The sequence below is a fragment of the Streptomyces sp. JHA26 genome, assembly GCF_002005565.1.
Taxonomy (GTDB): Bacteria; Actinomycetota; Actinomycetes; order Streptomycetales; family Streptomycetaceae; genus Streptomyces.
In genome coordinates this window covers 24,412-48,729 of record NZ_BDJC01000037.1, presented here as the reverse complement: position 1 = coordinate 48,729, position 24,318 = coordinate 24,412, and the positions used below count along the sequence as shown (strand labels likewise).

The following is a 24,318-nucleotide window of genomic DNA, read 5'->3' as shown; positions in this document are numbered from 1 at the left end:
CCGCTACCGTGCCGCCCATGACGACGACCGACGACGCCTCCGGGGCCTTTGCGGCCCACCCCCGTTTCGCCGACGCCCTGCGTGAGCTCGGGCTCGACGACCTCGTCGGGCGGGCGCGGCGGTTCCCCGAGGCCACGCGGACCGCCGCCGAGGCCGCCGCCGCGATCGGGTGCGAGCTGAGCCAGATCTGCAAGTCGCTGGTCTTCGCCGCGGACGGGGTGCCCGTGCTGGTGCTCATGGACGGCGCCTCCCGCGTCGACGTCGAGCGGGTCCGGGAGGAGCTCGGTGCCCGGAAGGTCACGCGGGCCGGGGCCGACGTCGTGCGGGAGACCACCGGGTACGCCATCGGCGGAGTGCCGCCCTTCGGGCACCGCGAGCGGACCCGGGTCCTCGCCGACCGGTCCCTGCTCGCGCACGAGGTCGTCTGGGCCGCCGCCGGCACGCCGTACAGCGTCTTCCCGATGGAGCCCGGGAAGCTCGTCGCCACCGCCGGCGCCACCCTCGTGGACGTGCGCGAGCCGTCCGCGTGACCCCGCTGGTCACCGCCGCCGTCCTGCTCGCCGCGGTCACGCACGCCGGCTGGAACGCCATCGCCCACCGGATCGCCGACAAGCTCACCGGTTTCGCGCTGATCTCCGGCGGCGGGCTGCTCATCGGGGTCGCGCTGCTGCCGTTCACGGCGGTCCCGGCGGCCGGGGCGTGGCCGTACCTCCTCGTCTCCGCCGCGATCCACATCGCGTACTACGCCCTGCTGATGCGCTCCTTCCGGCTGGGCGACTTCGGGCAGGCCTACCCGATCGCCCGCGGCAGCGCGCCGTTGCTGGTCACCGTCCTGGCCGCCGTCTTCGCGCACGAGGTGCCCGACGGGTGGGCGGCCGCGGGCATCGTGCTGTCCTGCGCGGGACTGAGCGGCGTCGCCCTGTGGGGCCTGCGCGGACGCCGGCCCGACTGGGCGGCGATCGGCGCGGCCCTGGCGACCGGGGTGACCATCGCGGCGTACACCGTCGTGGACGGGCTGGGCGTCCGCGCCTCCGGGACCTCCCTCGGGTACATCGCCTGGCTGATGGCGGTGCAGGGGACGGTCATCCCGGGGTACCTCCTGTACCGCCACCGCGCCGCGTCCTGGGCGCTGCTGCGGCCGCGGGCCGGTCTCGGACTGTTCGGCGCCGCGCTCTCCGTGGCCGCCTACGCGCTCGTCCTGTGGGCGCCGAGCTCGCCCCGGTCGCCGCGCTGCGCGAGTCCTCCATCCTGGTCGGCGCGGCGATCGGCGCCCTCTTCTTCGAGGAGAAGTTCGGCGCGCCCCGGATCGCGGCGGCGGGCCTCCTGGTCGTCGGGATCGGGCTGATGCTGCACACCGGATAGTGCGTGCGGCGCCGACGAGGAGCACCCTGGAAGGAGGTGTTCCGGAGGTGATCGTCATGATGCACACCGCTGTGGGATGGCACGTCGAGCTGGAGTTCATGGAGGACGACCAGCACACGCGCGCGGTCGCGATGGTGCGGCTGCCCGACGGCACGGAGGTGCGGGCGCACGGCCACGCCAGCCGTCACCGGGTGGACCCCCAGCAGCCCCGGGTCGGGGAGGAGGTCGCCGGTGCGCGGGCGTTGAACGAGCTCGCGATGCAGCTGCTGACCAAGGCGCACGACGAGATCGACGACGCGTCGGGGAGGATCTCCCACCCGATCCACGTCTGAGCCGGGCCCCGGCGGATCGGCTCCGTCCGCCGCCGGGTCTCAGCCCGCGTCGAGCGACGCCCGCACCGCCCGCACCAGGGCCTGGGCCCGCGGGTCGGCCGTCACGGTCCTGCGGAAGCCGTTGGTGACGTAGCCGAAGGAGATCCCCGTCTCCGGGTCGGCGAAGCCGAGGGCGCCGCCGCGGCCGGGGTGGCCGAAGGAGCCGGGGGACAGGAACGGGGACGCACTGCCGTGCAGCATGTAGCCCAGGCCGAAGCGGGTGCCCACGACCAGGACGCGGTCCGGGCCCGCCGACTCCTCGGCGCGGGCCCGTTCCGTCGTCGCCGGGTCGAACAGCCGCACGCGCCGCGTCACGCCGTCGACCTCGCCGATCAGCGCCGCGTAGAAGCGGGCCAGGGCGTCGGCCGTGGCGATGCCGTTGGTCGCCGGGAGCGCCGACGCCCGGTACGCCGGGTCGTTCTGGTCGGGGAACGGCGTGATCGCGGCGAAGGCGCGGCGGGTGAGCGAGTCCGGGTCCTGGTAGGCGTCGGTGACGGAGCGCTTGGGGCGCAGGCGCAGCCCGCCGGAGGGCTCGGGGTCCTCGATGCGGCCGACCCGGCCGGCGCGGCCCGCGCGCTCCTCCTCGGCGGGCAGGCCGAGCCACAGGTCCAGGCCGAGCGGACCGGCGATCTCGTCGGCGATCCACTCGCCCGCGCTCCGCCCGCCCGTCACCCTGCGCACCAGCTCGTCCAGCAGCCAGCCGTACGTCAGCGCGTGGTAGCCGTGGTCGGTGCCCGGCTCCCAGACGGGCGCCTGGGCGGCGACGGCCTCGGGGCCCCGCAGCGGGTCGAGGGCCTCCTCGGGGGTGAGCGGACGGTCCAGGACCGGCAGTCCGGCCCGGTGGTTCAGCACGTGCCGGACCAGCACCCGTTCCTTGCCGTGCGCCTTGAACTCCGGCCAGTACGCGCCCACCGGCGCGTCCAGGTCCAGTTCCCCGCGCTGGTGCAGCAGCAGCGGTACGGCGGCGGCGACGCCCTTCGTCGCCGAGCGCACGACCTGGGCGGTGCCCCGGCGCCACGGCTCGGTGCCGTCGACGTCGCGCGTGCCGCCCCACAGGTCGACGACCCTGCGCCCGTCCCGGTAGACGGCGACCGCCGCGCCCCGGTCCCCGAGCTCCGCGAAGTTCCGGGCGAACGCCTCCCCGACCGGCTCGAAGCCCTCGGCCACTGTGCCGTGCACGTCCACGCTCGCGTCCACTTCCCCGCGTCCCTTCCCGATGTCCCGGCCTGCCCCGGCCCGTCGCCTGCGACGGTGGGTGCAACAGCCACCGTCCGCCTGCGATTCCTCACGTACGCGTCGTCACCGACCGCGGGTCGAAACCGAAGGGCAGTTCCAGGCGGTGGGCGCGCATCAGCGCGTCGTCCGAGAGCAGGTCGGCGGTCGGGCCGTCCGCCGCGATCACGCCGTCGCTGAGGACCAGGGCGCGGGGGCACAGCTCCAGGGCGTAGGGCAGGTCGTGGGTGACCATCAGGACCGTGACGTCGAGGGAGCGCAGGATGTCGGCGAGCTCGCGGCGGGAGGCGGGGTCCAGGTTGGAGGACGGTTCGTCCAGGACCAGGATCTCCGGCTCCATGGCGAGCACGGTGGCGACCGCCACCCGGCGCCGCTGGCCGAAGGAGAGGTGGTGCGGGGGCCGGTCCTTGAACGCGGCCATGCCGACCAGGTCGAGCGCCCGGTCCACGCGCGCCTCCAGCTCGGCCCCCTTCAGCCCGGCCGCCGCCGGTCCGAAGGCCACGTCCTCGCGCACGGTCGGCATGAAGAGCTGGTCGTCGGGGTCCTGGAAGACGATGCCGACCCGGCGCCGGATCTCCGCCATGTTCCGCTTGTCCACGGGCAGCCCGGCGACGGTGACCGTGCCGGTGCCGCCGGACAGGATGCCGTTGAGGTGGAGCACCAGGGTCGTCTTGCCGGCGCCGTTCGGGCCGAGCAGCGCGACCCGCTCGCCGCGGGCGACGGAGAAGTCCACGCCGAAGAGGGCCTGGTGCCCGTCGGGGTAGGCGAAGGCGAGGCCGGAGACCTCCAGAGAAGCTGTCACAGCACCCATCCCAGCAGACAGACGACCAGTGCCGCACACGGGAGGGCCAGTGCGGACGACCACTGCGCCCGGGACGCGGTCACCTCGTCGATGACCGGCATGGAACCGGCGTACCCGCGGCTGACCATGGCCAGGTGGACGCGCTCACCGCGCTCGTAGGAGCGGATGAACAGGGCTCCGGCGGACTTGGCGAGCACGCCCCAGTGCCGGACGCCCGTCGCCTCGAAGCCCCGCGACTGACGGGCGATCCGCATCCGCCGCATCTCGTCGGTGATGACGTCGCCGTAGCGGATCATGAAGGACGCGATCTGCACGAGCAGCGGCGGCAGCTTCAGCCGTTGCAGGCCGAGCAGCAGTTCGCGCAGCTCGGTGGTGGAGGAGAGCAGGACGGAGGCGGCGACGCCCAGGGTGCCCTTGGCCAGGACGTTCCAGGCGCCCCACAGGCCGCCCACGCTCAGCGACATGCCGAGGACGTCGACCCGCTCGCCCTCGGCCACGAACGGCATCAGCACCGCGAACGCGACGAACGGCACCTCGATCAGCAGCCGCTTGAGCAGGAAGGCGGCCGGGACGCGGGCCGCGTACGCCACCCCCGCGAGCAGCAGCGCGTACAGGCCGAAGGCCCACATCGCCTCGCGCGGGGTCGACACCACGACGACCACGAAGGCGAAGACCGCGGCGAGCTTGGTGTGCGGCGGCAGGCCGTGCACCGGGGAGTGCCCGTGCCGGTAGAGCCGGTGTGCGTGACCCGCGCCCATCTCAGACGCTCGTGCTGCTGGTGGAGGTGCTGGAGGGGGACGTGTCGTCGGCGCGCCGCCTGCGCACCGCCCAGAACACCGCGCTGCCCGCGACGACGGTGACGCCGACGCCGATGACACCCGCGAGACCGCCGGAGACGCGGGCGTTCGCGATGTCCTTCACGCCGTAGTCGGCGAGCGGCGAGTCGGCGCTCGCGTGCTCCTCGGTCTTCTTGTCGATGCCCTTGTCGGCGGCGACCTTCTCCAGGCCGTCGGGGCTGGCGGAGGCGTAGAAGCTGACGAACCCGGCGAGGACCAGGGAGGCGACCAGGCCGGTGATCCACACCGTGCGCGGCGAACGGGCGGCGACGGGCGCGGGGGCCTGCGCCGGGGCCTGCGCGGCGTCGGGGGCGTCGACCAGCTCGCCGTTCACCCGCAGCTTCAGCCGCTGCCGGAGCCCGCGCGCGCCGTACACGAGGTCCGGGCGTACGGCGATGACGGCGCCGACGGTCAGCGCGGTGATCGCGGCCTCGCCGATGCCGATCAGGACGTGCACGCCGATCATCGCGGTGGCGACCTTGCCGAGGGAGACGTCGGTGGTGCCGCCGATCCCGTACAGGAGGGTGAAGGCGAGGGCGGCGGCCGGGACGGAGACGAGCGCGGCGACGAAGGAGGCGACGGTGACCGACCGGCGGGAGCGCGGCAGGACCTTCACCAGGCCCCGGAAGAGGGCGTAGGCGACGACCGTCGTGACGATCGCCATGTCGGTGATGTTCACGCCGAGCGCGGTCAGGCCGCCGTCCGCGAAGAGGATGCCCTGCATGAGCAGGACGACGGAGACGCACAGGACCCCCGTGTAGGGGCCGACGAGTATCGCGGCGAGCGCGCCGCCGAGCAGATGCCCGCTGGTCCCCGCGGCGACGGGGAAGTTCAGCATCTGCACCGCGAAGATGAACGCCGCGACCAGGCCCGCCAGGGGCGCCGTCCGCTCGTCCAGCTCGCGCCGCGCGCCGCGCAGGCTCACCGCGATGGCGCCGGCGGCGACGACTCCGGTCACGGCGGAGGTCGGGGCGTCGATGAATCCGTCAGGTACATGCACGGATCGATGATAGAGGCTTGTTGCGAACCTCTTGCAAGAGCGACGGCATCGTCATCTCACATGTGAGATGGATGACCGTGCGGCGCGGGGGTCACGCACTCCCGAAAGGTGATATTCGGAAAATATGGGACATTAGGGAAGGGGTGGTGGTGCAGCTTCCCCACAGGTGACAGAGCGTGAGGGGCGATCCGATGTCCGTTGTCGAACAGTACGCGCGAGCCCACATCCTGACGGACGCGGACCTCCCCGACGAGGACGGCGGCGCCATACCCGTCGTGCTGCGCTACGACCCCGATCACGACCCGCGCTCGGTGTGCGTGGGCCTGCCCGGCCGGGGCCGGAGCCCCGTCGCGCGCGAGTGGAGGTTCCCCCGCGACCTGCTGGAGCGGGGACTGCGGGCCCCCACCGGGAGCGGTGAGGTGCGGGTGTGGCCCTGCGGGCGGGTGCAGGCCGTCGTCGAGTTCCACTCCCCGCAGGGGTGCTCCGTCGTCCAGTTCGAGACCAAGGCGCTCATCCGGTTCCTGCGCCGCACCTACGCGGCGGCGGCCGAACCGGTCCCGCACTGAACCGCCCGGCCGCCTGTCCGGCCACCGGTCCGCCCGGTCACCCGTCCGGTCACCCGCCCGGCCGTTCAGCCGCCCGCCTTCAGCAGCGCCGCCACGATGGGTCCCGCGGTGTCGCCGCCGTGGCCGCCCTGCTGGACCACGCCCGCCGCGGCCAGGTCGTCCCGGTACGCGGTGAACCAGCCGTTGGGCTTGTCCTGGCCGTCGACCTCGGCGGACCCCGTCTTCGCGCCGATCTGGCCGCTCACCCCGGCCATCGCCCCGGCCGCCGTGCCGTTCGTCGCCGTGTAGGACATCAGCTCGCGCAGCTGCGCCAGCGTGGACGCGGACATCGTGCGGGAGGCCGTGGCCGTCCTGCGCCCGTCGACCGACGGGGCGACCAGGTACGGCTGGTGGAACGTGCCCGTCCGTACGGTCGCCGACACCGACGCCATGTTCAGCGGGTTCATCCGCACCCCGCCCTGCCCGATGAGGGAGGCGGCCATCGGCGCCGCGTCCTGCACCGGCACCGAGCCGTCGAAGGTGGGCACGCCGATCGCCCAGTCGTTCCGGCCCAGGCCGAAGACCTCCTGGGCCTGCTCGGTCAGGTCGTCGTTCTCCAGCTCCGGGGCCTGGCTGATGAAGGCGGTGTTGCAGGACCGGGCGAAGGAGGCCTTGAACGTGCCGTTCTTGATCTCGAACTCGTCGTCGTTCTGGAACTTCCAGCCGCCGTACTCGAAGTACTTCGGGCACGGGTGCGGCTCGTCGGCCGACGCCAGGCCCTTCTCGATGAGCAGCGAGGCGGTGACGACCTTCATCGTGGAGCCGGGGGCGAGGGAGCCCTGGAAGGCGGTGTTGAAGCCGTGACCGCCGTTGGCGACCGCGAGGATCTCCCCCGTCGAGGCGCGCAGCAGCACCACCGACGCCCGCTTCTTGCCCGCCACCTGCCGCTCGGCGGCGGCCTGCAGCTCCGGGTCCAGGGTCGTCCGCACCGTGCCCGGCGTGCCCTCGCTCAGCTCCAGCAGGGTCTTGTCGGACGCCTTCGCCGCCTTGGACTCCTTGCCGCGGACCACGCGCAGCTCGACGCCCGCCGTGCCGCCGGCCTTCTTGCCGTACTTCTCGCGCAACCCGTCCAGGACGGTGCCGAGCGAGGGGTACGCCGCGGCGGTGATCTCCCCGCCGTCCCGGTCCAGGGCCTTGACCGGGGGTGTCCCGGCCTCGCCGGTGACCAGCGTGTCGCCGTCCTTCAGCTCGGGGTGGACGACGGCGGCGTGCCAGTCGACGCGCGGCTCGCCGTCACCGGCCCGGCGGACGACGGTCAGCGCGCTGTCGTAGGCGAGCGGCTTGCTGACCGCCGCGCCCTGCGGCGCCTCCCTCTGCGGCGTCCCGGTCTCGTTCTGCGGCGCCCCGGTCCCGGCCTCGTCGCCGTAGGTCACCGTCGCCCGGACGGAGAACGGCACCTTCGCGCCGGCCGGGGTGCCCGGGGTGAGCGTGACCCGCGTGACGTGGGCGTCCTTCGTCCAGCCGGTGAGCAGCGCGGTGGCCGCCCCGGCGTCGTCGGTCGCGGCGGCCGCGCCGGCGACGTCGCCCCGTTGCCAGGCCGTGAGGAACCGCTGGGCCGCCGTGGTGACCTCGGCCGCCGTGAGCGGGCCGGTCTTCACCTTCTCGCCGGCCGCGGACGTCGTCCGCCCGTTCTCCTCGGCCGCGGCCCCGCCGCCGTACAGCGCCCACGCGCCGATCCCCACGACGCCCACGACCACCGCGGCCGCCCCGCCGATCAGGGCCGGTCTCGTCTTCCGTCGCCCGGCGACGGCCCTCCTGCTGCCCACTCTCGTCCCGTTCCTCCGTACTGCCCGGAATGCCCGGGACCCTGCTGCCGCCCACTTGCCGCGACGGCGACCACCCTAGGGCCTGTTGCGAAAGTGGCCCCAGGTCCTGTCGCCGAACTCCCGTCGCCCGCCCGGAAACCGGGCCGGCGGGAGCTCGACGACAGGGCCTGGGGCGTCCGTCCCGCCGGACCGCGCTCAGCCGCCGGCCCGCAGCACGTCCGCCACGATCGGACCGGCCGCGTCGCCGCCGTGGCCGCCCCCCTGGACCATGGCCGCCGCCGCGACGTCGTCGCGGAAGCCGGTGAACCAGGAGTCCGAGGTCGCGTGCCCGTCGACCTCGGCCGACCCGGTCTTGGCGCCGATGTCGCCGCCGAGCCCGGACATGGCGGGTGCGGCGGTGCCCTGGGTCGCGGTGAGCCGCATCATCTGCCTGAGCTGGTCGGAAGTGCTCCGCGGCAGCCCCTCGGCGGTGGCCAGCCGCCGGTCGTCCAGCTCCGGGGAGACCAGGTACGGCTGGTGGAACTCGCCGGTGATGGCGGTCGCCGTCACCGAGGCCATGTTCAGCGGGTTCATCTGGACCTGGCCCTGGCCGATGGCGTTGGCCGCGCGGTCGGGGCCGCTGACGGCGGGGACGCTGCCGTCGAAGGAGACGATGCCGGTCTGCCAGTCGTCCCGGCCCAGCCCGAACCGCTCCTGGGCCTCCTGCGTCAGGGACGAGTCGCTGAGCGGGTCCTCGTCGATGAGCTTGATGAAGCCCGTGTTGCAGGAGCGCATGAAGGTGTTGGCGAGCGTGGCGCTCATGTTGGCCTTCATGCCGGTGAGGTTCTTGAAGGTCTGGCTCTGCCACATCGCCGTGTCCGGGCAGGGCGCCGGCTCGTTCATCGAGGTCACGCCGTTGTCGATGAGCATGGCCGCGGTGATGATCTTCATGGTGGAGCCGGGGGCGACCCGGCCCTGGAAGGCCGCGTTGAAGCCGTCCGCGCGGTTGTTCGCCACGGCCAGCACCTCGCCGGTGCTGGGCTTGACGGCGACCACCGAGGACTCGTCGTACCGGGCGACCGCCCGCTCGGCCGCCGCCTGCACGCGCGCGCTGAGCGTCGTTCGCAGCTTGCCCGGCCTGCCCTCGGTCAGTGTCAGCAGCGGGGTGTCCGGGGCCTGGGTCGCGGTGTGCCGGACGGCCAGCTCGACGCCGGGCGTGCCGCCCGCCGCGTCGCCGTACTTCTCGCGCAGCGTGGCGAGGACCGGGCCGAGCGAGGGGTACTTCTCCCTCGTCAGCACGGTGCCCTCGCGGTCGACCGCCTGGATCTGCGGGGTCGCCGACTCCGCGGTGACCAGCGTGTCGCCGTCCTTCAGCTGCGGGTGGACGACGGCCGGGTCCCAGTCGACCAGCGCCCGCCCGGTGGTCTGCCCGCGCACCACGGTCAGCTCGCTGCGGTACGTCAGCGGCTTGGACGCGCCGTCGTGGGAGACCTTCGCCTTCACCGTGAACGGCACGGTCATGCCGCTCACGCTCACCTCGCCGGGCGTGATCTCGACGCCGGTGATGTGGGCGTCCTCGCCGTAGGCCGTCAGCAGCGTCCCGGCGGCCGCGGCGTTGTTCGTGTAGGAGGCCGCCGTCGTCGCGTCGCCCTTCTCCCAGGCGGTGAGGAACGCGTCGGCGGTCTCCTTCACTTCGTCACCGCTCGGCGGTCCGCTCTTCGTGGACGCCCCGGCCGCACCGGAGGCCCCGCCCCCGTCCAGCGCCGACACGACGTTGTAGGCGCCGTACCCGGCCCCGCCCACCATCACGGCGAACACGCCGCCCATGACGGCGGCCTTCACCCCCCTGCCCATCGGCAGCCCCTCCCCGTCGACCCCCGCACGCGCTTTCTTGAACGCGTTCAGAAGTAGGTGTGGGTTCACTCTAAGTGCCGGGAGTGGCCAACGGTACGGCTGTGACCGGATGTTGTCCGAATGAGATGCGGCCGGGTCAGACCCAGGTGTCCAGCCACATCCGCGACCGCCACTCCTCCATCGGGATCGCCGTGCCGGTGTACAGGGGCCAGAAGTAGATGAAGTTCCACGCGATCAGCAGCACCAGCACGCCCGCCCCCGTCGCTCCCGCCACGCGCCGGGTGTCGCCGCAGCCCGGCCGGCCCACGACCGCCCCCAGCAGCATCGCCACCGCCAGGCACAGGAAGGGCAGGAAGACGACGGCGTAGAAGAGGAAGATCGTGCGCTCCTGGTACAGGAACCAGGGCAGGTAGCCGGCCGCCAGCCCGCAGGCGACGGCGCCCGCGCGCCAGTCGCGGCGGAAGGCCCAGCGCCACAGGACGTACAGCAGGGCGAAGCAGCCGATCCACCACAGCAGCGGCGTGCCGATCGCCAGCACCTCGCGGGCGCACTTCTCGCCCGCGTCGGCCGGGCAGCCGTCCGTGCCGGCCCCCGGCGACTCGTAGAAGTACGAGACCGGGCGGCCCAGGACGATCCAGCTCCACGGATTGGACTGGTAGGTGTGCGGAGACGTCAGGTGGGTGTGGAACTCGTACACCTGCGTCTCGTAGTGCCACAGGCTGCGCCACCAGTCCGGGAAGAGCCACGACCAGGAACTCGTCCGGCCGTCGGCCGTCGCCCAGTCGCGGTAGTAGCCGCCGGAGCCATCGGTGGCGGAGAGGATCCAGCCGGTCCAGGACGCGAGGTAGGTGACGACGGCGACCGGCACGGTCGACAGGAACGCCCAGCCCAGGTCGTGCCTCAGGACCGCCAGGTACGGCCGGTCGGCGCCCGCGACCCTGCGGGAGCCGACGTCCCACAGCACGGCCATCACGCAGAACGCCGCCATGATGTACAGGCCGTTCCACTTGGTGGCCGCGGCCAGGCCCAGCATCACCCCCGCCGCCAGCCGCCAGGGCCGCCACCCGAGCCGCAGCGTCCCGGCGACGTGCGCGTCCGGGCGGACCCGGCCGTCGGCGTCCACGGGCAGCGCGGCGGCGAGCTTCCCGCGGGCCCGGTCGCGGTCCACGACCAGGCAGCCGAACGCGGCCAGCACGAAGAACATCAGCACGCCGTCCAGCAGCGCGGTGCGGCTCATCACGAAGTGCAGCCCGTCCAGCGCCATCAGCGCGCCCGCCAGGCAGCCCAGGAACGTGGAGCGGAACAGCCGGCGCCCGATCCGGCACAGCAGCAGCACCGACAGCGTGCCGAGCAGCGCCGTCATGAACCGCCAGCCGAACGGGTCGAACCCGAACACCAGCTCGCCCAGCCCGATCACGTACTTGCCGACCGGCGGATGGACGACGTACGCCGCGTCCGTCGGGATCGGGACGTGCCCGCCCGAGCTCAGGATCAGGTCGTTGGCGTTCTTGTCCCAGTCGACCTCGAAACCGCGGTGGATCAGCGCCCAGGCGTCCTTGGCGTAGTACGTCTCGTCGAATATCACCGCCTTCGGGCTGCCCAGGTTCCAGAACCGCAGCACGCCCGCCAGCAGCGTCACCAGCAGCGGACCGCCCCAGCCGGACCAGCGTCCGATCCGGTCGGCCGCCGTCTTCGACAGGCCGAGGAAGGCCCACAGCCGCGGGCCGGGCCGCGTGTACGGCGGCACCAGCCGGTCGCGGACGTCGCCCGCGGGCAGCCCCGCCGTGTAGCCGAAACGGCGCAGGCGCTGCTGCCAGGCGGGTCCCCGGCCGGGCGGGGCCTGGTCCTGCCGGAGGTCCGTGGAGGACGCGGTACTGGTCACCGCGCCATCGTAGGGAACCGTCCCGTGCGCGTCCCGTGCACGGCCCTTCCCGGTCCGGATGCGTCCCCCTCCGTCCGCCCCTGGGAGGATGGAGGGGTGACTGGAACCCTTGTACTGGCGGGCACCCCCATCGGCGACGTCCAGGACGCCCCGCCCCGGCTCGCCGAGGAACTCGCGGGCGCCGACGTCGTCGCGGCCGAGGACACCCGGCGGCTGCGCCGGCTGACCCAGGCGCTGGGCGTCACCCCCAAGGGGCGCGTCGTGTCGTACTTCGAGGGCAACGAGTCCGCCCGTACGCCCGAACTGGTCGAGGAGCTGGTGGGCGGCGCACGCGTGCTGCTGGTGACCGACGCCGGCATGCCCTCGGTGTCCGACCCGGGCTACCGGCTGGTCGCCGCGGCCGTCGAGCGGGACGTCAAGGTGACCGCCGTGCCCGGCCCGTCCGCCGTGCTCACCGCGCTCGCGCTGTCCGGACTGCCGGTCGACCGGTTCTGCTTCGAGGGCTTCCTGCCGCGCAAGGCCGGCGAACGGCTCGGCCGGCTGCGCGAGGTCGCCGGGGAACGCCGGACCCTCGTCTACTTCGAGGCCCCGCACCGCCTCGACGACACCCTCGCCGCGATGGCCGAGGTCTTCGGCGCCGACCGGCGGGCCGCCGTCTGCCGGGAGCTGACCAAGACGTACGAGGAGGTCAGACGCGGCGGTCTCGGCGAGCTCGCCGCGTGGGCCGCCGAAGGGGTGCGCGGCGAGATCACCGTCGTGGTCGAGGGCGCCCCGGAGAGCGGGCCCGAGGAGGTCGGCGCCGAGGAACTGGTGCGCCGGGTGCGGGTACGCGAGGAGGCCGGGGAGCGCCGCAAGGAGGCGATCGCCGCGGTGGCCGCCGAGGCGGGCGTGCCCAAGCGGGAGGTGTTCGACGCGGTGGTGGCGGCCAAACACGCCGGCGCGTGACGACGGGACGCGACGGCGCCCGCGCGGGCGAGCGGAGTCCCCGCGCGCCTGCGCCCCATGGGCGGGCAAACAGCCCGTCCACAAGGCAAAGCCCCGGCCCGCCCACCGGGCACGCTTGGGCAAGGAACGCCCAAAACGGCTCCAATACTCGACAGGACCGGTGCATTCCCGTCAGGTGAGGCGTCCACTGGACGAAGGGGGACGTACCCGTTCCCGACGTCCAGCGGACAGCAGGAGCCGGCATGAGCGAGATCACCGGACGGACCGGCCGACGGGCCGGGGCCACCACCGTCGTCCACGAGTCGTACTCCTTCGCCTGCATGCGGTGCGGGCACGGCTGGGAGCAGTCGTTCGAGATAGAGCACCACAGGGACGCCGACGGCCACGAGTTCGTGCTCTACGTGGCGGACGGCCGCATCGTCCCGTCCCCGCTGAGCCGGCCCACGTGCGCCAACTGCGACAGCCACGTCGTGCGGATCATGCGGCCGGGACGCGTCGCCTCGGTGCGCGGCACCGCGCACGGCGTGCACCGGGTGCCGCCGGCCGGCCCGCTGGAGGTCCCGCGGGTGCCCGGGCAGCCGGGACCGGGAACGCCGGGGGCCCCGTCCGGGCACCGGCACCGGCACCTGTCCGACCTCCTCCAGGCCCTCCACCTCCAGCGCAGGGCGGGCTGACCGCCCGGCGCCCTCGGGCGATCCGCGCAGGCGTGCCCCTTCCGTAGGATCGGGGCATGCCTTCGAACGCCTCGGACCGGACCGACAAGAACGACGCCCCGCCGCTCCCCGAACCCCTGCGGGTACCGGTCGCCGACTCGCACACCCACCTCGACATGCAGGCGGGCACGGTCGCGGAGGGCCTCGCGAAGGCCGCGTCGGTCGGCGTCACCACGGTCGTCCAGGTCGGCTGCGACCTCGCGGGCTCGCGCTGGGCGGCCGAGACGGCGGCGGCGTACGACGCCGTCCACGCCACCGTCGCCCTGCACCCCAACGAGGCGCCCCGCATCGTCCACGGGGACCCCGACGGCTGGTCGCGGCAGGGGGCGCGCGAGCCCGGCGGGGACGCGGCCCTCGACGACGCCCTCGCCGAGATCGACCGGCTGGCGGCGCTCCCGCAGGTCAAGGGCGTGGGCGAGACGGGCCTGGACTACTTCCGCACCGGCCCCGAGGGCAAGGCGGCCCAGGAGCGGTCCTTCCGCGCCCACATCGAGATCGCCAAGCGGCACGGCAAGACCCTGGTCATCCACGACCGCGAGGCCCACGCCGACGTGCTGCGCGTCCTCAAGGAGGAGGGCGCCCCCGAGCGCACCGTCTTCCACTGCTACTCCGGCGACGCGGAGATGGCCGGGATCTGCGCCGAGGCCGGGTACTACATGTCCTTCGCCGGCAACGTCACCTTCAAGAACGCCCAGAACCTGCGCGACGCCCTCGCGATCGCCCCGCTGGAGCTGGTCCTGGTGGAGACCGACGCCCCGTTCCTGACGCCGGTGCCCTACCGGGGCCGCCCCAACGCCCCCTACCTGGTGCCGGTCACGGTGCGCGCGATGGCCGCCGTGCGCGGCACCGACGAGGACACCCTGGCCACGGCCCTCGCGGCGAACACGGCCCGCGCCTTCGGGTACTGACCCCCGCAGCCGTCCCCGCACCGCAGCCGCACGCGACGCGTACGCCGGCCGCACCACGGGGCCCGGTGCGCCGGCCCCGGACGGCGCACCGGCGGCCCGCGGCCCGCCCCCGGCTACCCTTGCGGGGTGAGCAGCCCCACCCCCGACGCCCTCCTGGGCCCCGCCGACGTCCGCGAACTCGCGGCGGCCCTCGGCGTGCGCCCCACCAAGCAGCGCGGCCAGAACTTCGTCATCGACGCGAACACGGTCCGCCGTATCGTCCGCACCGCCGAGGTACGCCCCGACGACGTGGTGGTCGAGGTGGGACCGGGCCTCGGCTCGCTCACCCTGGCCCTGCTCGAGGTGGCCGACCGGGTCACCGCCGTCGAGATCGACGACGTCCTCGCCGCCGCCCTGCCCGCCACCGTCGCCGCCCGGATGCCGCAGCGCGCCGACCGGTTCGCGCTCGTCCACTCCGACGCCATGCAGGTGACCGAGCTGCCGGGCCCCGCCCCGACCGCGCTGGTCGCGAACCTGCCCTACAACGTCGCCGTGCCCGTCCTCCTGCACATGCTCGACACCTTCCCGAGCATCGAGCGCACCCTCGTCATGGTCCAGGCCGAGGTCGCCGACCGGCTCGCCGCCGGGCCCGGCTCCAAGGTGTACGGCGTGCCGTCCGTGAAGGCCAACTGGTACGCCGAGGTCAAGCGGGCCGGCGCCATCGGCCGCAACGTGTTCTGGCCCGCGCCGAACGTCGACAGCGGACTGGTGTCACTCGTCCGGCGCACCGAGCCGCTGAAGACCACCGCGTCCAAGCGCGAGGTGTTCGCCGTCGTCGACGCCGCGTTCGCCCAGCGCCGCAAGACCCTGCGGGCCGCCCTGGCCGGCTGGGCGGGGTCGGCCGCCGCCGCCGAGGCCGCCCTCGTCGCCGCGGGCGTGTCGCCGCAGGCGCGCGGAGAGGCGCTGACCGTGGAAGAGTTCGCGCGTATCGCCGAACACAAGGAGTGACGAGCAAGTGAGCGTGACGGTCCGCGTCCCCGCCAAGGTCAACGTCCAGCTCGCGGTCGGCGCCGCCCGCCCCGACGGCTTCCACGACCTGGCCAACGTCTTCCTCGCGGTCTCCCTGTACGACGAGGTCACCGCGACCCCGGCCGACGCGCTCCGCGTCACCTGCGAGGGTCCGGACGCCGGTCAGGTCCCGCTGGACCGCGGCAACCTCGCCGCCCGCGCGGCGCAGGCGCTGGCCGCGCGGTACGGGCGCTCCGCGGACGTCCACCTGCACATCGCCAAGGACATCCCCGTCGCCGGCGGCATGGCGGGCGGCAGCGCGGACTGCGCCGGCGCCCTGGTCGCCTGCGACGCCCTGTGGGGCACCGGCGCCTCCCGCGCCGAGCTGCTGGAGATCTGCGCCGAGCTGGGCAGCGACGTCCCGTTCAGCCTGGTCGGCGGGGCGGCGCTGGGCACCGGGCGGGGCGAACGGCTGACGGAGCTGGAGGTCGGCGGCGACTTCCACTGGGTCTTCGCGCTGGCCGCGCGGGGGCTGTCGACGCCGGCCGTCTTCCGCGAGTTCGACCGGCTGGGGGAGGGGCGGGACATCCCGGAACCGGTCGCCGACCAGGCGGTCCTCGACGCCCTCGCCAAGGGCGACGTGGCCGCCCTCGCGGTCGCGGTCTCCAACGACCTCCAGCCGGCCGCGCTCTCCCTCTTCCCCGAGCTGTCCGACACCCTCGCGGCGGGCCGGGCGGCGGGCGCGCTGGCGGCCCTCGTCTCGGGCTCGGGCCCCACCACGGCCTTCCTCGCCCCGGACGCCGGGTCCGCCTCCGACATCGCGGGCGTGCTGCGGGCCTCGGGCACGTGCCGGGACGTGCGCACGGCGGTGGGGGCGGCGGCGGGGGCGACGGTGGTGTGAGGGTCAGAGGTTGTCGATGGCGGTCAGGTCGATGTCGATGGAATAGGGCTTGTCGACCTTGATTCGTTCACGGTGCATGCCCACGTGTACGTAAGTCTTGGCCATCGGATCGAGTTCGTAGACGTGAATGACGGGCCTACCGCTGGATCCGCCCTGTTCAACCCGCCAGAAGTTCGCAATTCCCGCAGACGCGTATTTCTGCGGCTTCGTCGTGCGATCACGAGATTCCGAATCCGGAGAGACGACCTCGATGGCGAGGAGGACGTCCTTTGCTTCATAGCTCGTCTGGCCCGGGCCGGTGATGGCATCGGTCCGGATGACGCACACATCGGGTTCGGGGCCGTTGCGTCGGTCGAGGATGACGGTCATCTCTCGTCTGACCCGGAAACCTGGTGGCACGAACTGCCGAAGGCCGTTGACCAGAAGGTCGATCGCATCAGCGTGAAAGGCGCGTTGCGGAGTCACGAAAACCAGGCTCCCGTCGATCAGCTCGGTGTGCGGCGGGAGATCCGGCAACGTGAACAGGTCGTCCACGGTGTATCCGTCCTGCGGCGGCACCGGCCAGCGCGGGCGGCGGTGCTCTACGGACTCGGCGGTCATGGTTCCTCCCATGGACGGGATCCTGCTGCCCGCCCTCCACGTTAGCGGGACGGTCCGACACACGTCACCACAAAGAGTGACCACCCCCGCCCGCGTCCCCCCACCCCCCAGAGGGCCTACGCTTGAAGGCTGATCGATCCCCCAGGCAGGAGAGAAATGGCCGTCAACCTGGTCAATGTCGAGAACGTCAGCAAGGTGTACGGCACCCGTGCACTCCTCGACGGCGTGTCCCTCGGCGTCTCCGAAGGGGACCGCATCGGTGTCGTCGGCCGCAACGGCGACGGCAAGACGACGATGATCCGGATGCTCGCCAAGCTGGAGGAGCCCGACACCGGCCGGGTCACCCACTCCGGCGGGCTGCGGCTCGGCGTGCTCACCCAGCACGACTCCCTCGACCCGAAGGCCACCGTCCGCCACGAGGTCATCGGCGACATGGCCGACCACGAGTGGGCGGGCAACGCCAAGGTCAGGGACGTGCTGACCGGCCTGTTCGGCGGGCTGGACCTGCCCGGCTTCCCGCAGGGACTGGACACCGTCATCGGGCCGCTCTCCGGTGGCGAGCGGCGCCGGATCGCGCTCGCCAAGCTGCTCATCGACGAGCAGGACCTGATCGTCCTCGACGAGCCCACCAACCACCTCGACGTCGAGGGCATCGCCTGGCTCGCCCGGCACCTGCGCGAACGGCGCTCCGCGCTCGTCTGCGTCACCCACGACCGCTGGTTCCTCGACCAGGTCTGCACCCGCATGTGGGACGTGCAGCGCGGCGACGTGTACGAGTACGAGGGCGGCTACTCCGACTACGTCTTCGCCCGCGCCGAGCGCGAGCGCATCGCCGCCACCGAGGAGACCAAGCGGCAGAACCTGGTGCGCAAGGAGCTGGCCTGGCTGCGGCGCGGCGCCCCCGCCCGTACCTCCAAGCCCCGCTTCCGCGTCGAGGCCGCCAACGAGCTGATCGCCGACGTGCCCCCGCCCCGCGACAGCAGCGAGCTGATGAAGTTCGCCTCGTCCCGGCTCGGCAAGACCGTGTTCGACCTGGAGGACGTGACCGTCCAGGCCGGCCCCAAGGTGCTGCTCGAGCACGTCACCTGGCAGCTCGGCCCCGGCGACCGCATCGGCCTGGTCGGCGTCAACGGCGCCGGCAAGACCTCCCTGCTGCGCGCCCTCGCCGAGGCCGCCCGCACCGAGGGCGAGCAGCAGCCGGCGGGCGGACGCGTGCGCGTCGGCAGGACGGTCAAGCTGGCGTACCTGTCGCAGGAGGTCGCCGAACTCGACCCGAACTGGCGGGTGCTGGAGGCCGTGCAGCGCGTCCGCGAGCGCGTCGACCTCGGCAAGGGCCGCGAGATGACCGCGGGCCAGCTGTGCGAGACGTTCGGCTTCGGCAAGGAGAAGCAGTGGACGCCGGTCGGCGACCTGTCCGGCGGTGAGCGGCGGCGGCTCCAGCTGCTGCGCCTGCTCATGGACGAGCCCAACGTCCTCTTCCTCGACGAGCCCACCAACGACCTCGACATCGAGACCCTCACCCAGCTGGAGGACGTCCTCGACGGCTGGCCCGGCTCGATGATCGTCATCTCCCACGACCGGTTCTTCATCGAGCGCACCACCGACCGCGTCTTCGCCCTCCTCGGCGACGGCGCGCTGCGGATGCTGCCGCGCGGCATCGACGAGTACCTGGAGCGACGGCAGCGGATGGAGGAGGCCGCGGCGGCCGGCGCCCCCGCACCGGCCGCCAGGCCGGCCACGGAGGCCGGGGAGAAGAGCGCCGCCGACGTGCGCGCCGCGAAGAAGGAGCTCCAGAAGATCGAGCGGCAGCTCGACAAGATCTCCGAGAAGGAGACCAAGCTGCACGCGCAGATCGCCGAGAACGCCACGGACTTCGCGAAGGTGGCCGAACTCGACGCCGAACTGCGCGCCTTGACCGGACAGCGCGACGAGCTGGAGCTGCGCTGGCTGGAATTGGCGGAGGACGCCTGACCCGCGCGGGGCCGGTGCGCGCACGGGGCGCGCAGCGCGTGAAGGGGGCGTGAAGGCGCGTAACGGAGGCATCACGGGCCGGTCCTCCCTTGGGAACAGGGACGGACGCGGCCCGGTGGGCCGTCGGCACCGGGTGATAGAAAGGGCCGTCTGAAGACTGTCTGAGCGACCGCCCGATGACGACCCCGAGGCCAGCGCGTACCCCGGGGCGTGGCGGAAAAGCAATAAGGGGGAACGCGCTGATGACCCAGCCGCCCAACCAGCCGCCGCAGCCGGGTGGCTTCGGAGCACCGCAGAACCCGCCGCCGGGCGGTGGATTCGGGGCACCGCAGACGCCGCCGCCCCCGCAGGGCCCGCCGCCCGGCGCGCCGCAGCCGGGGTACGGGTACCCGCAGCAGCCCGGCCCGTACGCGCAGCCGGGCCCGTACGCCTCCGGCCCGTACGCCCAGCCCCAGCAGCTGGGCCCGTACGGTCAGCAGCCCGGCTACGGCTACCCGCAGCCCCCGTTCCCCGGCGGCCCCGGCACCCCGCCGCCCGGCGGCTCCGGCTCCCGCAACCCCTTCAAGGGCAAGCCGGCCCTCGTGATCGGCGCCGCGGTCGCGGCCCTGCTCGTCGTCGGCGGCACCGTGTGGGCGGTCACCGGCACCGGGGACGACGGCAAGGACAAGAAGCCGGTCGCCGAGAAGAGCGACGACGCCAAGCCCTCGGCCTCCGGCGACGCCCCGGTCAACCCGGGCGACGGCAGCGGCGACGGCGCCGAGGACCCCCAGGACCTCAACGAGGGCCGCCAGGCCGGCGAGTCCAAGGTGCTCTGGTACAAGGAGGCGCCCGACGCCCCCGGTTCCGGCGCCGACGCCGACGGCATGTGGATCACCGACAAGGCCGCGGTGAAAGCGGCGTACAAGCAGGTCTTTGCCTACAACGTCGACGATGGCAGGCCGACCTGGGACCCGATCACGTTTCCGCAGAAGATCTGCGCGGTCACCCCGGAGAAGACGGCCCAGGACACGATCGTCGTCGCCTACATGAGCGGTTCCAGCGACCGCGCCGAGTGCAACCGGCTCCAGCAGATCGACCTCGCCACCGGCAAGCAGGGCTGGAAGCAGGAGGTCGAGGACGGCGAGCTGTTCGACTCGACGCTCTCGGTCGAACTCACCGTCAGCGGCAACACCCTGATGGTCGGCCGCTCCCAGTCCGGCACCGCCTACGACGTGACCAGCGGCAAGAAGCTGTACGACAAGAAGCGCTACGGCGACGCCTGCTTCCCCGCCGGATTCGCGGGCAGCGCGACGAAGCTCGTCCAGGTCTCCTCCTGCGGCGCCGGCGGCGACAACGAGCACGACGAGGTGCAGGGCCTCGACCCGAAGACCGGCAAGGTCCTGTGGACCTACCGGTACGAGAAGGGCTGGGAGGTCGAGCGGACCTACTCCGTCGACCCGCTCGTCATCTACGCCGGCAACGACGACAAGAAGGCCTGGAACATCTCCGGCTTCACCGCCACCGGCCGGGTCCAGGCCCAGGTCGGCGTCGACGAGGACTTCGCCCCCGAGTGCGACTGGGCCATCCTCGAGCGCGACCTCCAGGGCTGCACGGGCGTCGTCGTCGCCGACAACACCCTCTACCTGCCGACCAAGGCGACCACCGGCGCCAACGAGATCGTCGCGATCAACCTCGCCGACGGCAAGGAGAAGTGGCGCGCGAAGTCCCCCGCGGACGAGTCGATGCTGCCGGTGAAGGCCGAGGGCGGCGCGCTCGTGGCCTACGTGGAGCCGTCGTACGACGCGGGCGGCCAGGTCGTGTCGATCCCGACGGGCGGCGGCAACCACACGCCGGCCAAGCTGCTGCAGAACCCGCAGAGCGTCGCGGAGATCGAGGACAGCTTCTTCTCGCGGGACGTCGACTGGGCCGACGGGCGCCTCTTCATCTCCAGCACCCGCCTGAACGGGAACGACGACGCGAAGGAGAAGTTGATGCTCGCCTACGGCAAGTGACCTTCTTCGCTCCCGCCGTCCGGCCTGATCCGTCGTCCCCGCTCCCCGAGGTACTCACGTCATGACCCAGCCGCCGCCCCACCAGCCCCCGCAGCAAGGGGGTTTCGGTCCGCCGCAGGACCAGCCGCCGCAGCCCGCCCAGCCCCCCGCCCCTCCCGCGGGCGGCGGGCCGGACCTCGGCAAGACCCCCGCGCCCGGATACGGCTACCCCCAGGCCCCGCAGACACCTCCGGCGGCCCCGCAGACGCCTCCGGCGGCCCCGCAGGCACCTCCGGCGGCCCCGCAGCCGCCCGCGGCCGCGCCGACCCCGCCGGCGGGCGCGCCGCAGCCGGGGTACGGGTATCCGCAGCCGCCGCAGACCCCCCAGCCCGGGTACGGCTACCCCGGCCAGCAGCCCGGCCCGTACGGGCAGCCGGCACCGGCGTACGGCCAGCCGCAGCCCAGCCCCTACGGCCAGCCGACACCGGCGTACGGCCAGCCGCAGCCGGGGCCCTACGGCCAGCCCGGCCAGCCGGGCTACGGATATCCGCAGGCGACCGTGCCGATGCAGGCCCCGACCGGAGGCCCGGGCGGCGGCCGGAAGATCAACGCGTCGATGGCGATCATCGTGGCGGCCGTCGTCGCGATCGCCCTCATCATCGGCGGCGGGGTCTGGTACGCGAACTCCGGCAAGGACGACGACAAGAACACCACCGCGGGCACCGGCGGCGGCACCGGCGGCAAGGGCGGCACGGACGAGAAGGGCGGCTCCGGCGGCACCCCCTCCGGCGGCGAGGAGAAGGTGCCCGCGAACCCGGCCGCCAAGGTCCTCTTCCAGGTCCCGGCACCCCCGGTGAGCAAGGACATCAGCACCGTCGTCGTCTCCGGCTCCTGGCTCACCGACAAGGTGTACGCCAAGAGCGGCATCGCCCAGATCGTCGGCTACGACCCCGACAAGGGCACCAAGCTGTGGACGATCCCGCTGACGGGCCCCGTCTGCACCGCCACCCGGCACCTCACCGAGGACGACAAGACGGTCGTCGTCCACGAGCCCGCCATGCCGACCAAGGACAAGCCCACGCACGGCTGCAGCCAGGTGACGCTGATCGACCTGAACACCGGCAAGGCGGTGTGGACGAAGACCGCCAAGACCGGTGACCAGCCGATCTCCTTCGGCAACGTCACGATCAGCGGCGGCACCGTCGCCGCCGGCAGCACCAGCGGCGGCGCCGCCTGGGACGTCGCCAGCGGCAACCTCCTGTGGTCCCCGAAGCAGACCGACACCTGCTACGACGCGGGCTACGGCGGCGGCGAGAAGCTGGTCGCGGTGCGCAAGTGCGGCACGTACGACGCACGGCAGCTGCACATCCAGACCCTCGACCCGAAGACCGGCAAGGTGCTCTCGGAGTACAAGATGGCCAAGGGCATCGAGTACGCGGGCATCGTCTCGACCAACCCCCTGGTCGTGGCCGCCGACGTCGGCGACTCCGCCGGTGACGGCAGCGGCATCTCGGACTTCTTCTCCATCGACAACAAGACCGGCAAGCTGCGCACCCGCATCTCGGCGCCGGGCGAGCAGTACGCCGCCCGCTGCGACACCATCACCAAGCTCGAGCAGTGCTCCGGCCTCGCGGTCGGCAACGACCGGATCTACATCCCGACCGAGGAGCACGAGAGCGGCGGCGACGGCTACTCCGAGACCAACGAGATCGTCGCCCTCGACCTGGCCACCGGCAAGCAGACCGGGCAGCGCGCCGACGCCGGCGAGGACTACACGATCACCCCGCTGCGCATGGACGGCGGCAACCTGATCGCCTACAAGAGCCCGCCCTACGACAAGGGCGGCCAGATCGTCAGCATCGACGGCGGGACGTTCAAGGAGACCAAGCTCCTGGAGAACCCGGCGACCGAGGCGGTGCGGGACGTGGAGGGCAGCATGCTGCCGGAGTACTCCGAGTACCTCTACTCCCAGGGCCACCTGTACATGTCGCAGGTGTACGCCAGCGAGGTGACCAGCGAGGACGAGAAGGAGTACCTGGCCATCGGGTTCGGCACCAGCGGCTGAGCACTCGTTCCCCGTCGTGTCCCCACGGCCCCGCCCCCGTTCGGAGGCGGGGCCGTATTGCGCGGGATTTCGGCGTTCCGGGGCAGTTCTCACCGGTAGGGGCAGCGCGACGTCGCCCTAGCGTGTAGCTTCCGGGGGCATGAGGGCGGGGCCGGGGCCGGGGGGCCGGGCCGGGGGGAATGAGGGTTGCTCTATGGGAGTGCGGCTCATGGTGGTCGACGACCACCGACTGCTCGCCGAGGCACTGGCCTCGGCGCTGAAGCTGCGCGGGCACCGGGTGCTCGCCGCGGCGGCGCCCGCCGCGGGGGCGGCGGAGCTGGTGATCAGCCGGGCGCCGGAGGTGTGCCTGCTGGGCACGGCGGCCCCGGCCGAGCCGGGCACCTTCGACCCGGTGGTGCGGATCAAGCGGGAGCGGCCACAGGTGGCGGTACTGGTGCTGGGACCGGTGCCCAGCCCGCGCGGGATCGCGGCGGCGTTCGCGGCGGGGGCGTCGGGGTACGTCCGGCACGACGAGCGCATCGAGGGGGTCGAGCGGGCGATCATGAAGGCGCGGGCGGGTGAGGCGGCGGTGGCGCCGGCGCTGCTCCAGGGGGCGTTCGGGGAGCTGCTGAACCCGGCGGCCCAGCCCGACGACGAGGGGCAGCGGTTGCTGTCGATGCTCACGCCCCGGGAGGTCGAGGTCCTGGTGCGGGTGGCCGACGGCGAGGACACCCGGCTGATCGCGGCCGGCATGGGGATCGCGCCGTCCACGGCGCGTACGCATGTGCAGCGGGTCCTGATGAAACTCGGCGTGGGCTCCCGCCTGGAGGCGGCGGCGCTGGCCGCGCGGACGGGGCTGCTGGACCGGGCGAGTGCGGGTGCCTCCGGCGGTTGAACGGGGTGCGGGGTGCCTGCGGCGGCCTGTGCGGGGGCGGTGGAGGTGCGGGGTGCCTGCGGCGGCCTGTGCGGGTCCGGCGGTGATGCGGGGTGCCTGCGGCGCCTGTGCGGGTTCGGGGGGTGCGCGTAGCGCCTTGCGTCCGGTGGGGGTCGGGGCCGCGCCGGGGGGTGTCCGTCCTCGGAACGGCGCGGAATCGGTTCCTCGAGAGCAGGCGGGGCGTTGACGCGCCAACCGCTGCGGGCGGACACCCCCCGACACGTCCCCTTCCCGCCGTACGCGGCTGCACGTCGTCGTGCCTCCCCCGTTTGAACGGTCCGGGGGGTCCCCCGCTCGAGCGGCGCCGGGCCGGTCGCCCGGCGTCAGTGCCCGGGCGTCACTCCTTGCCGTCCTCCTCCAGTGGCGGGGCCGGGGGAGCGATGGGGCGCAGCTTCAGCCAGGCCAGGAAGAACAGGCCCAGCACCAGCATCCCCAGCCCGGTCCACAGGTTGATGTTCACCCCCTGGGCCTTGTCGATGTCGTCGTCGGACGCCACGAAGCCCGCGATCGTCACGATGACGCCGTAGACCACGAACAGCCCGCCGATGATCCGCCGGATGTCGAACAGCCGCGCGGCGGTCGCGGACTTGCTCTCCAGCTCGGAGACCTCGTCCTGGACGTTCTTGTCGGAGTAGGAATCGGACATGTTCTCTCA

General features: G+C 73.2%; 21 protein-coding genes and 1 pseudogene. 13 read left to right on the top strand and 9 right to left on the bottom strand.

Annotated features, from left to right (window positions below):
• Nucleotides 1-17: 17 nt before the first annotated feature.
• The 3 genes and pseudogenes from JHAT_RS22180 (at nucleotide 18) to JHAT_RS22170 (ending at nucleotide 1,694) form a co-directional block, all read left to right on the top strand.
• The gene (locus JHAT_RS22180; RefSeq protein ID WP_077799999.1) at nucleotides 18-530 is read left to right on the top strand and encodes a YbaK/EbsC family protein; all 513 of its coding nucleotides are present in this window, start codon (nucleotides 18-20) and stop codon (nucleotides 528-530) included.
• Nucleotides 527-1,362 (top strand): annotated as a pseudogene (locus JHAT_RS22175) (EamA family transporter). The gene JHAT_RS22180 and the pseudogene JHAT_RS22175 overlap by 4 nt, the downstream one beginning before the upstream one ends.
• Before the next feature lie 56 nt (nucleotides 1,363-1,418).
• Nucleotides 1,419-1,694, top strand: coding sequence for a DUF1876 domain-containing protein (locus JHAT_RS22170; RefSeq protein ID WP_077800023.1), 276 nt, complete (start codon nucleotides 1,419-1,421; stop codon nucleotides 1,692-1,694).
• A 39-nt stretch (nucleotides 1,695-1,733) separates the two neighbouring features.
• Here the strand turns inward: JHAT_RS22170 and JHAT_RS22165 are convergent, their stop codons facing one another.
• The 4 genes from JHAT_RS22165 to JHAT_RS22150 form a co-directional block, all read right to left on the bottom strand.
• Nucleotides 1,734-2,918, bottom strand: a complete 1,185-nt coding sequence (locus tag JHAT_RS22165) for a serine hydrolase domain-containing protein (RefSeq protein ID WP_077800022.1) — start codon at nucleotides 2,916-2,918, stop codon at nucleotides 1,734-1,736.
• Nucleotides 2,919-3,018: 100 nt separating this feature from the next.
• Complete coding sequence (locus JHAT_RS22160) at nucleotides 3,019-3,777, bottom strand: energy-coupling factor ABC transporter ATP-binding protein (protein WP_077799998.1); 759 nt, start codon at nucleotides 3,775-3,777, stop codon at nucleotides 3,019-3,021.
• A complete protein-coding gene (cbiQ, locus tag JHAT_RS22155; RefSeq protein ID WP_077799997.1) occupies nucleotides 3,765-4,526 on the bottom strand; it encodes a cobalt ECF transporter T component CbiQ in 762 nt (253 codons plus the stop codon). The genes JHAT_RS22160 and cbiQ overlap by 13 nt, the downstream gene beginning before the upstream one ends.
• A gap of 1 nt (nucleotide 4,527) precedes the next feature.
• Nucleotides 4,528-5,604: an energy-coupling factor ABC transporter permease gene (locus tag JHAT_RS22150; protein ID WP_077799996.1), complete on the bottom strand. Its 1,077-nt coding sequence runs from the start codon at nucleotides 5,602-5,604 to the stop codon at nucleotides 4,528-4,530.
• A 191-nt stretch (nucleotides 5,605-5,795) separates the two neighbouring features.
• Here JHAT_RS22150 and JHAT_RS22145 point away from each other — a divergent pair, with 191 nt between their 5' ends.
• Entirely contained in the window at nucleotides 5,796-6,170 is a 375-nt protein-coding gene (locus tag JHAT_RS22145) for an SsgA family sporulation/cell division regulator (protein WP_077799995.1), read from the top strand.
• Nucleotides 6,171-6,235: 65 nt separating this feature from the next.
• Here JHAT_RS22145 and JHAT_RS22140 read toward each other — a convergent pair whose 3' ends face one another.
• From JHAT_RS22140 to JHAT_RS22130, 3 genes are all read right to left on the bottom strand, one after another.
• Complete coding sequence (locus tag JHAT_RS22140) at nucleotides 6,236-7,975, bottom strand: penicillin-binding transpeptidase domain-containing protein (protein ID WP_077799994.1); 1,740 nt, start codon at nucleotides 7,973-7,975, stop codon at nucleotides 6,236-6,238.
• Nucleotides 7,976-8,170: 195 nt separating this feature from the next.
• Nucleotides 8,171-9,808 carry a penicillin-binding transpeptidase domain-containing protein gene (locus tag JHAT_RS22135; RefSeq protein ID WP_077799993.1) on the bottom strand — a complete coding sequence of 546 codons (1,638 nt, stop codon included), beginning with the start codon at nucleotides 9,806-9,808 and terminating at the stop codon, nucleotides 8,171-8,173.
• A 136-nt stretch (nucleotides 9,809-9,944) separates the two neighbouring features.
• Nucleotides 9,945-11,690 carry a dolichyl-phosphate-mannose--protein mannosyltransferase gene (locus JHAT_RS22130; RefSeq protein WP_077799992.1) on the bottom strand — a complete coding sequence of 582 codons (1,746 nt, stop codon included), beginning with the start codon at nucleotides 11,688-11,690 and terminating at the stop codon, nucleotides 9,945-9,947.
• 96 nt (nucleotides 11,691-11,786) lie between these two features.
• On the opposite strand from JHAT_RS22130, the gene rsmI reads away from it, so the two are divergent.
• The 5 genes from rsmI (at nucleotide 11,787) to JHAT_RS22105 (ending at nucleotide 16,144) form a co-directional block, all read left to right on the top strand.
• Entirely contained in the window at nucleotides 11,787-12,635 is an 849-nt protein-coding gene (gene rsmI / locus JHAT_RS22125; RefSeq protein WP_077799991.1) for a 16S rRNA (cytidine(1402)-2'-O)-methyltransferase, read from the top strand.
• A gap of 242 nt (nucleotides 12,636-12,877) precedes the next feature.
• The gene (locus JHAT_RS22120) at nucleotides 12,878-13,309 is read left to right on the top strand and encodes a hypothetical protein (RefSeq protein WP_077799990.1); all 432 of its coding nucleotides are present in this window, start codon (nucleotides 12,878-12,880) and stop codon (nucleotides 13,307-13,309) included.
• Between the two features lie 56 nt (nucleotides 13,310-13,365).
• Nucleotides 13,366-14,256, top strand: coding sequence for a TatD family hydrolase (locus tag JHAT_RS22115; RefSeq protein WP_077799989.1), 891 nt, complete (start codon nucleotides 13,366-13,368; stop codon nucleotides 14,254-14,256).
• Between the two features lie 126 nt (nucleotides 14,257-14,382).
• Nucleotides 14,383-15,243 (top strand): 16S rRNA (adenine(1518)-N(6)/adenine(1519)-N(6))-dimethyltransferase RsmA, encoded by an 861-nt coding sequence (rsmA, locus tag JHAT_RS22110; protein ID WP_077799988.1) that lies wholly within the window; start codon nucleotides 14,383-14,385, stop codon nucleotides 15,241-15,243.
• A 7-nt stretch (nucleotides 15,244-15,250) separates the two neighbouring features.
• Complete coding sequence (locus tag JHAT_RS22105) at nucleotides 15,251-16,144, top strand: 4-(cytidine 5'-diphospho)-2-C-methyl-D-erythritol kinase (protein ID WP_077799987.1); 894 nt, start codon at nucleotides 15,251-15,253, stop codon at nucleotides 16,142-16,144.
• Nucleotides 16,145-16,147: 3 nt separating this feature from the next.
• On the opposite strand, the gene JHAT_RS22100 is transcribed toward JHAT_RS22105, so the two are convergent.
• Nucleotides 16,148-16,744 (bottom strand): Uma2 family endonuclease, encoded by a 597-nt coding sequence (locus JHAT_RS22100; RefSeq protein ID WP_077799986.1) that lies wholly within the window; start codon nucleotides 16,742-16,744, stop codon nucleotides 16,148-16,150.
• Between the two features lie 156 nt (nucleotides 16,745-16,900).
• Between JHAT_RS22100 and JHAT_RS22095 the strand changes: the two genes are divergently transcribed.
• The 4 genes from JHAT_RS22095 to JHAT_RS22080 all read left to right on the top strand — a co-directional run bounded on the left by JHAT_RS22095 (nucleotide 16,901) and on the right by JHAT_RS22080 (nucleotide 23,624).
• Nucleotides 16,901-18,715 carry an ABC-F family ATP-binding cassette domain-containing protein gene (locus JHAT_RS22095; RefSeq protein ID WP_077799985.1) on the top strand — a complete coding sequence of 605 codons (1,815 nt, stop codon included), beginning with the start codon at nucleotides 16,901-16,903 and terminating at the stop codon, nucleotides 18,713-18,715.
• A gap of 242 nt (nucleotides 18,716-18,957) precedes the next feature.
• Nucleotides 18,958-20,706, top strand: coding sequence for a PQQ-binding-like beta-propeller repeat protein (locus JHAT_RS22090; RefSeq protein ID WP_107481986.1), 1,749 nt, complete (start codon nucleotides 18,958-18,960; stop codon nucleotides 20,704-20,706).
• Nucleotides 20,707-20,767: 61 nt separating this feature from the next.
• A complete protein-coding gene (locus JHAT_RS22085) occupies nucleotides 20,768-22,750 on the top strand; it encodes a PQQ-binding-like beta-propeller repeat protein (RefSeq protein WP_107481985.1) in 1,983 nt (660 codons plus the stop codon).
• Between the two features lie 193 nt (nucleotides 22,751-22,943).
• Entirely contained in the window at nucleotides 22,944-23,624 is a 681-nt protein-coding gene (locus JHAT_RS22080) for a LuxR C-terminal-related transcriptional regulator (RefSeq protein ID WP_077799984.1), read from the top strand.
• Between the two features lie 376 nt (nucleotides 23,625-24,000).
• Here JHAT_RS22080 and JHAT_RS22070 read toward each other — a convergent pair whose 3' ends face one another.
• On the bottom strand, nucleotides 24,001-24,309 hold the full coding sequence (locus JHAT_RS22070) for a hypothetical protein (protein ID WP_077799983.1): 309 nt from the start codon (nucleotides 24,307-24,309) through the stop codon (nucleotides 24,001-24,003).
• Nucleotides 24,310-24,318 lie beyond the last annotated feature (9 nt).

What these genes read in the sequence shown, in the direction of transcription:
- JHAT_RS22115 (WP_077799989.1), top strand. Translation starts at nt 13,366, where the DNA reads ATGCCTTCGAACGCCTCGGACCGGACCGACAAGAACGACGCCCCGCCG.
- JHAT_RS22085 (WP_107481985.1), top strand. Translation starts at nt 20,768, where the DNA reads ATGACCCAGCCGCCGCCCCACCAGCCCCCGCAGCAAGGGGGTTTCGGT.
- JHAT_RS22080 (WP_077799984.1), top strand. Translation starts at nt 22,944, where the DNA reads ATGGGAGTGCGGCTCATGGTGGTCGACGACCACCGACTGCTCGCCGAG.
- JHAT_RS22135 (WP_077799993.1), bottom strand. Translation starts at nt 9,808, where the DNA reads ATGGGCAGGGGGGTGAAGGCCGCCGTCATGGGCGGCGTGTTCGCCGTG.
- JHAT_RS22160 (WP_077799998.1), bottom strand. Translation starts at nt 3,777, where the DNA reads ATGGGTGCTGTGACAGCTTCTCTGGAGGTCTCCGGCCTCGCCTTCGCC.
- JHAT_RS22070 (WP_077799983.1), bottom strand. Translation starts at nt 24,309, where the DNA reads ATGTCCGATTCCTACTCCGACAAGAACGTCCAGGACGAGGTCTCCGAG.
- JHAT_RS22095 (WP_077799985.1), top strand. Translation starts at nt 16,901, where the DNA reads ATGGCCGTCAACCTGGTCAATGTCGAGAACGTCAGCAAGGTGTACGGC.
- cbiQ (WP_077799997.1), bottom strand. Translation starts at nt 4,526, where the DNA reads ATGGGCGCGGGTCACGCACACCGGCTCTACCGGCACGGGCACTCCCCG.
- JHAT_RS22120 (WP_077799990.1), top strand. Translation starts at nt 12,878, where the DNA reads ATGAGCGAGATCACCGGACGGACCGGCCGACGGGCCGGGGCCACCACC.
- JHAT_RS22170 (WP_077800023.1), top strand. Translation starts at nt 1,419, where the DNA reads ATGATGCACACCGCTGTGGGATGGCACGTCGAGCTGGAGTTCATGGAG.
- JHAT_RS22145 (WP_077799995.1), top strand. Translation starts at nt 5,796, where the DNA reads ATGTCCGTTGTCGAACAGTACGCGCGAGCCCACATCCTGACGGACGCG.
- JHAT_RS22180 (WP_077799999.1), top strand. Translation starts at nt 18, where the DNA reads ATGACGACGACCGACGACGCCTCCGGGGCCTTTGCGGCCCACCCCCGT.
- JHAT_RS22100 (WP_077799986.1), bottom strand. Translation starts at nt 16,744, where the DNA reads ATGACCGCCGAGTCCGTAGAGCACCGCCGCCCGCGCTGGCCGGTGCCG.
- JHAT_RS22090 (WP_107481986.1), top strand. Translation starts at nt 18,958, where the DNA reads ATGACCCAGCCGCCCAACCAGCCGCCGCAGCCGGGTGGCTTCGGAGCA.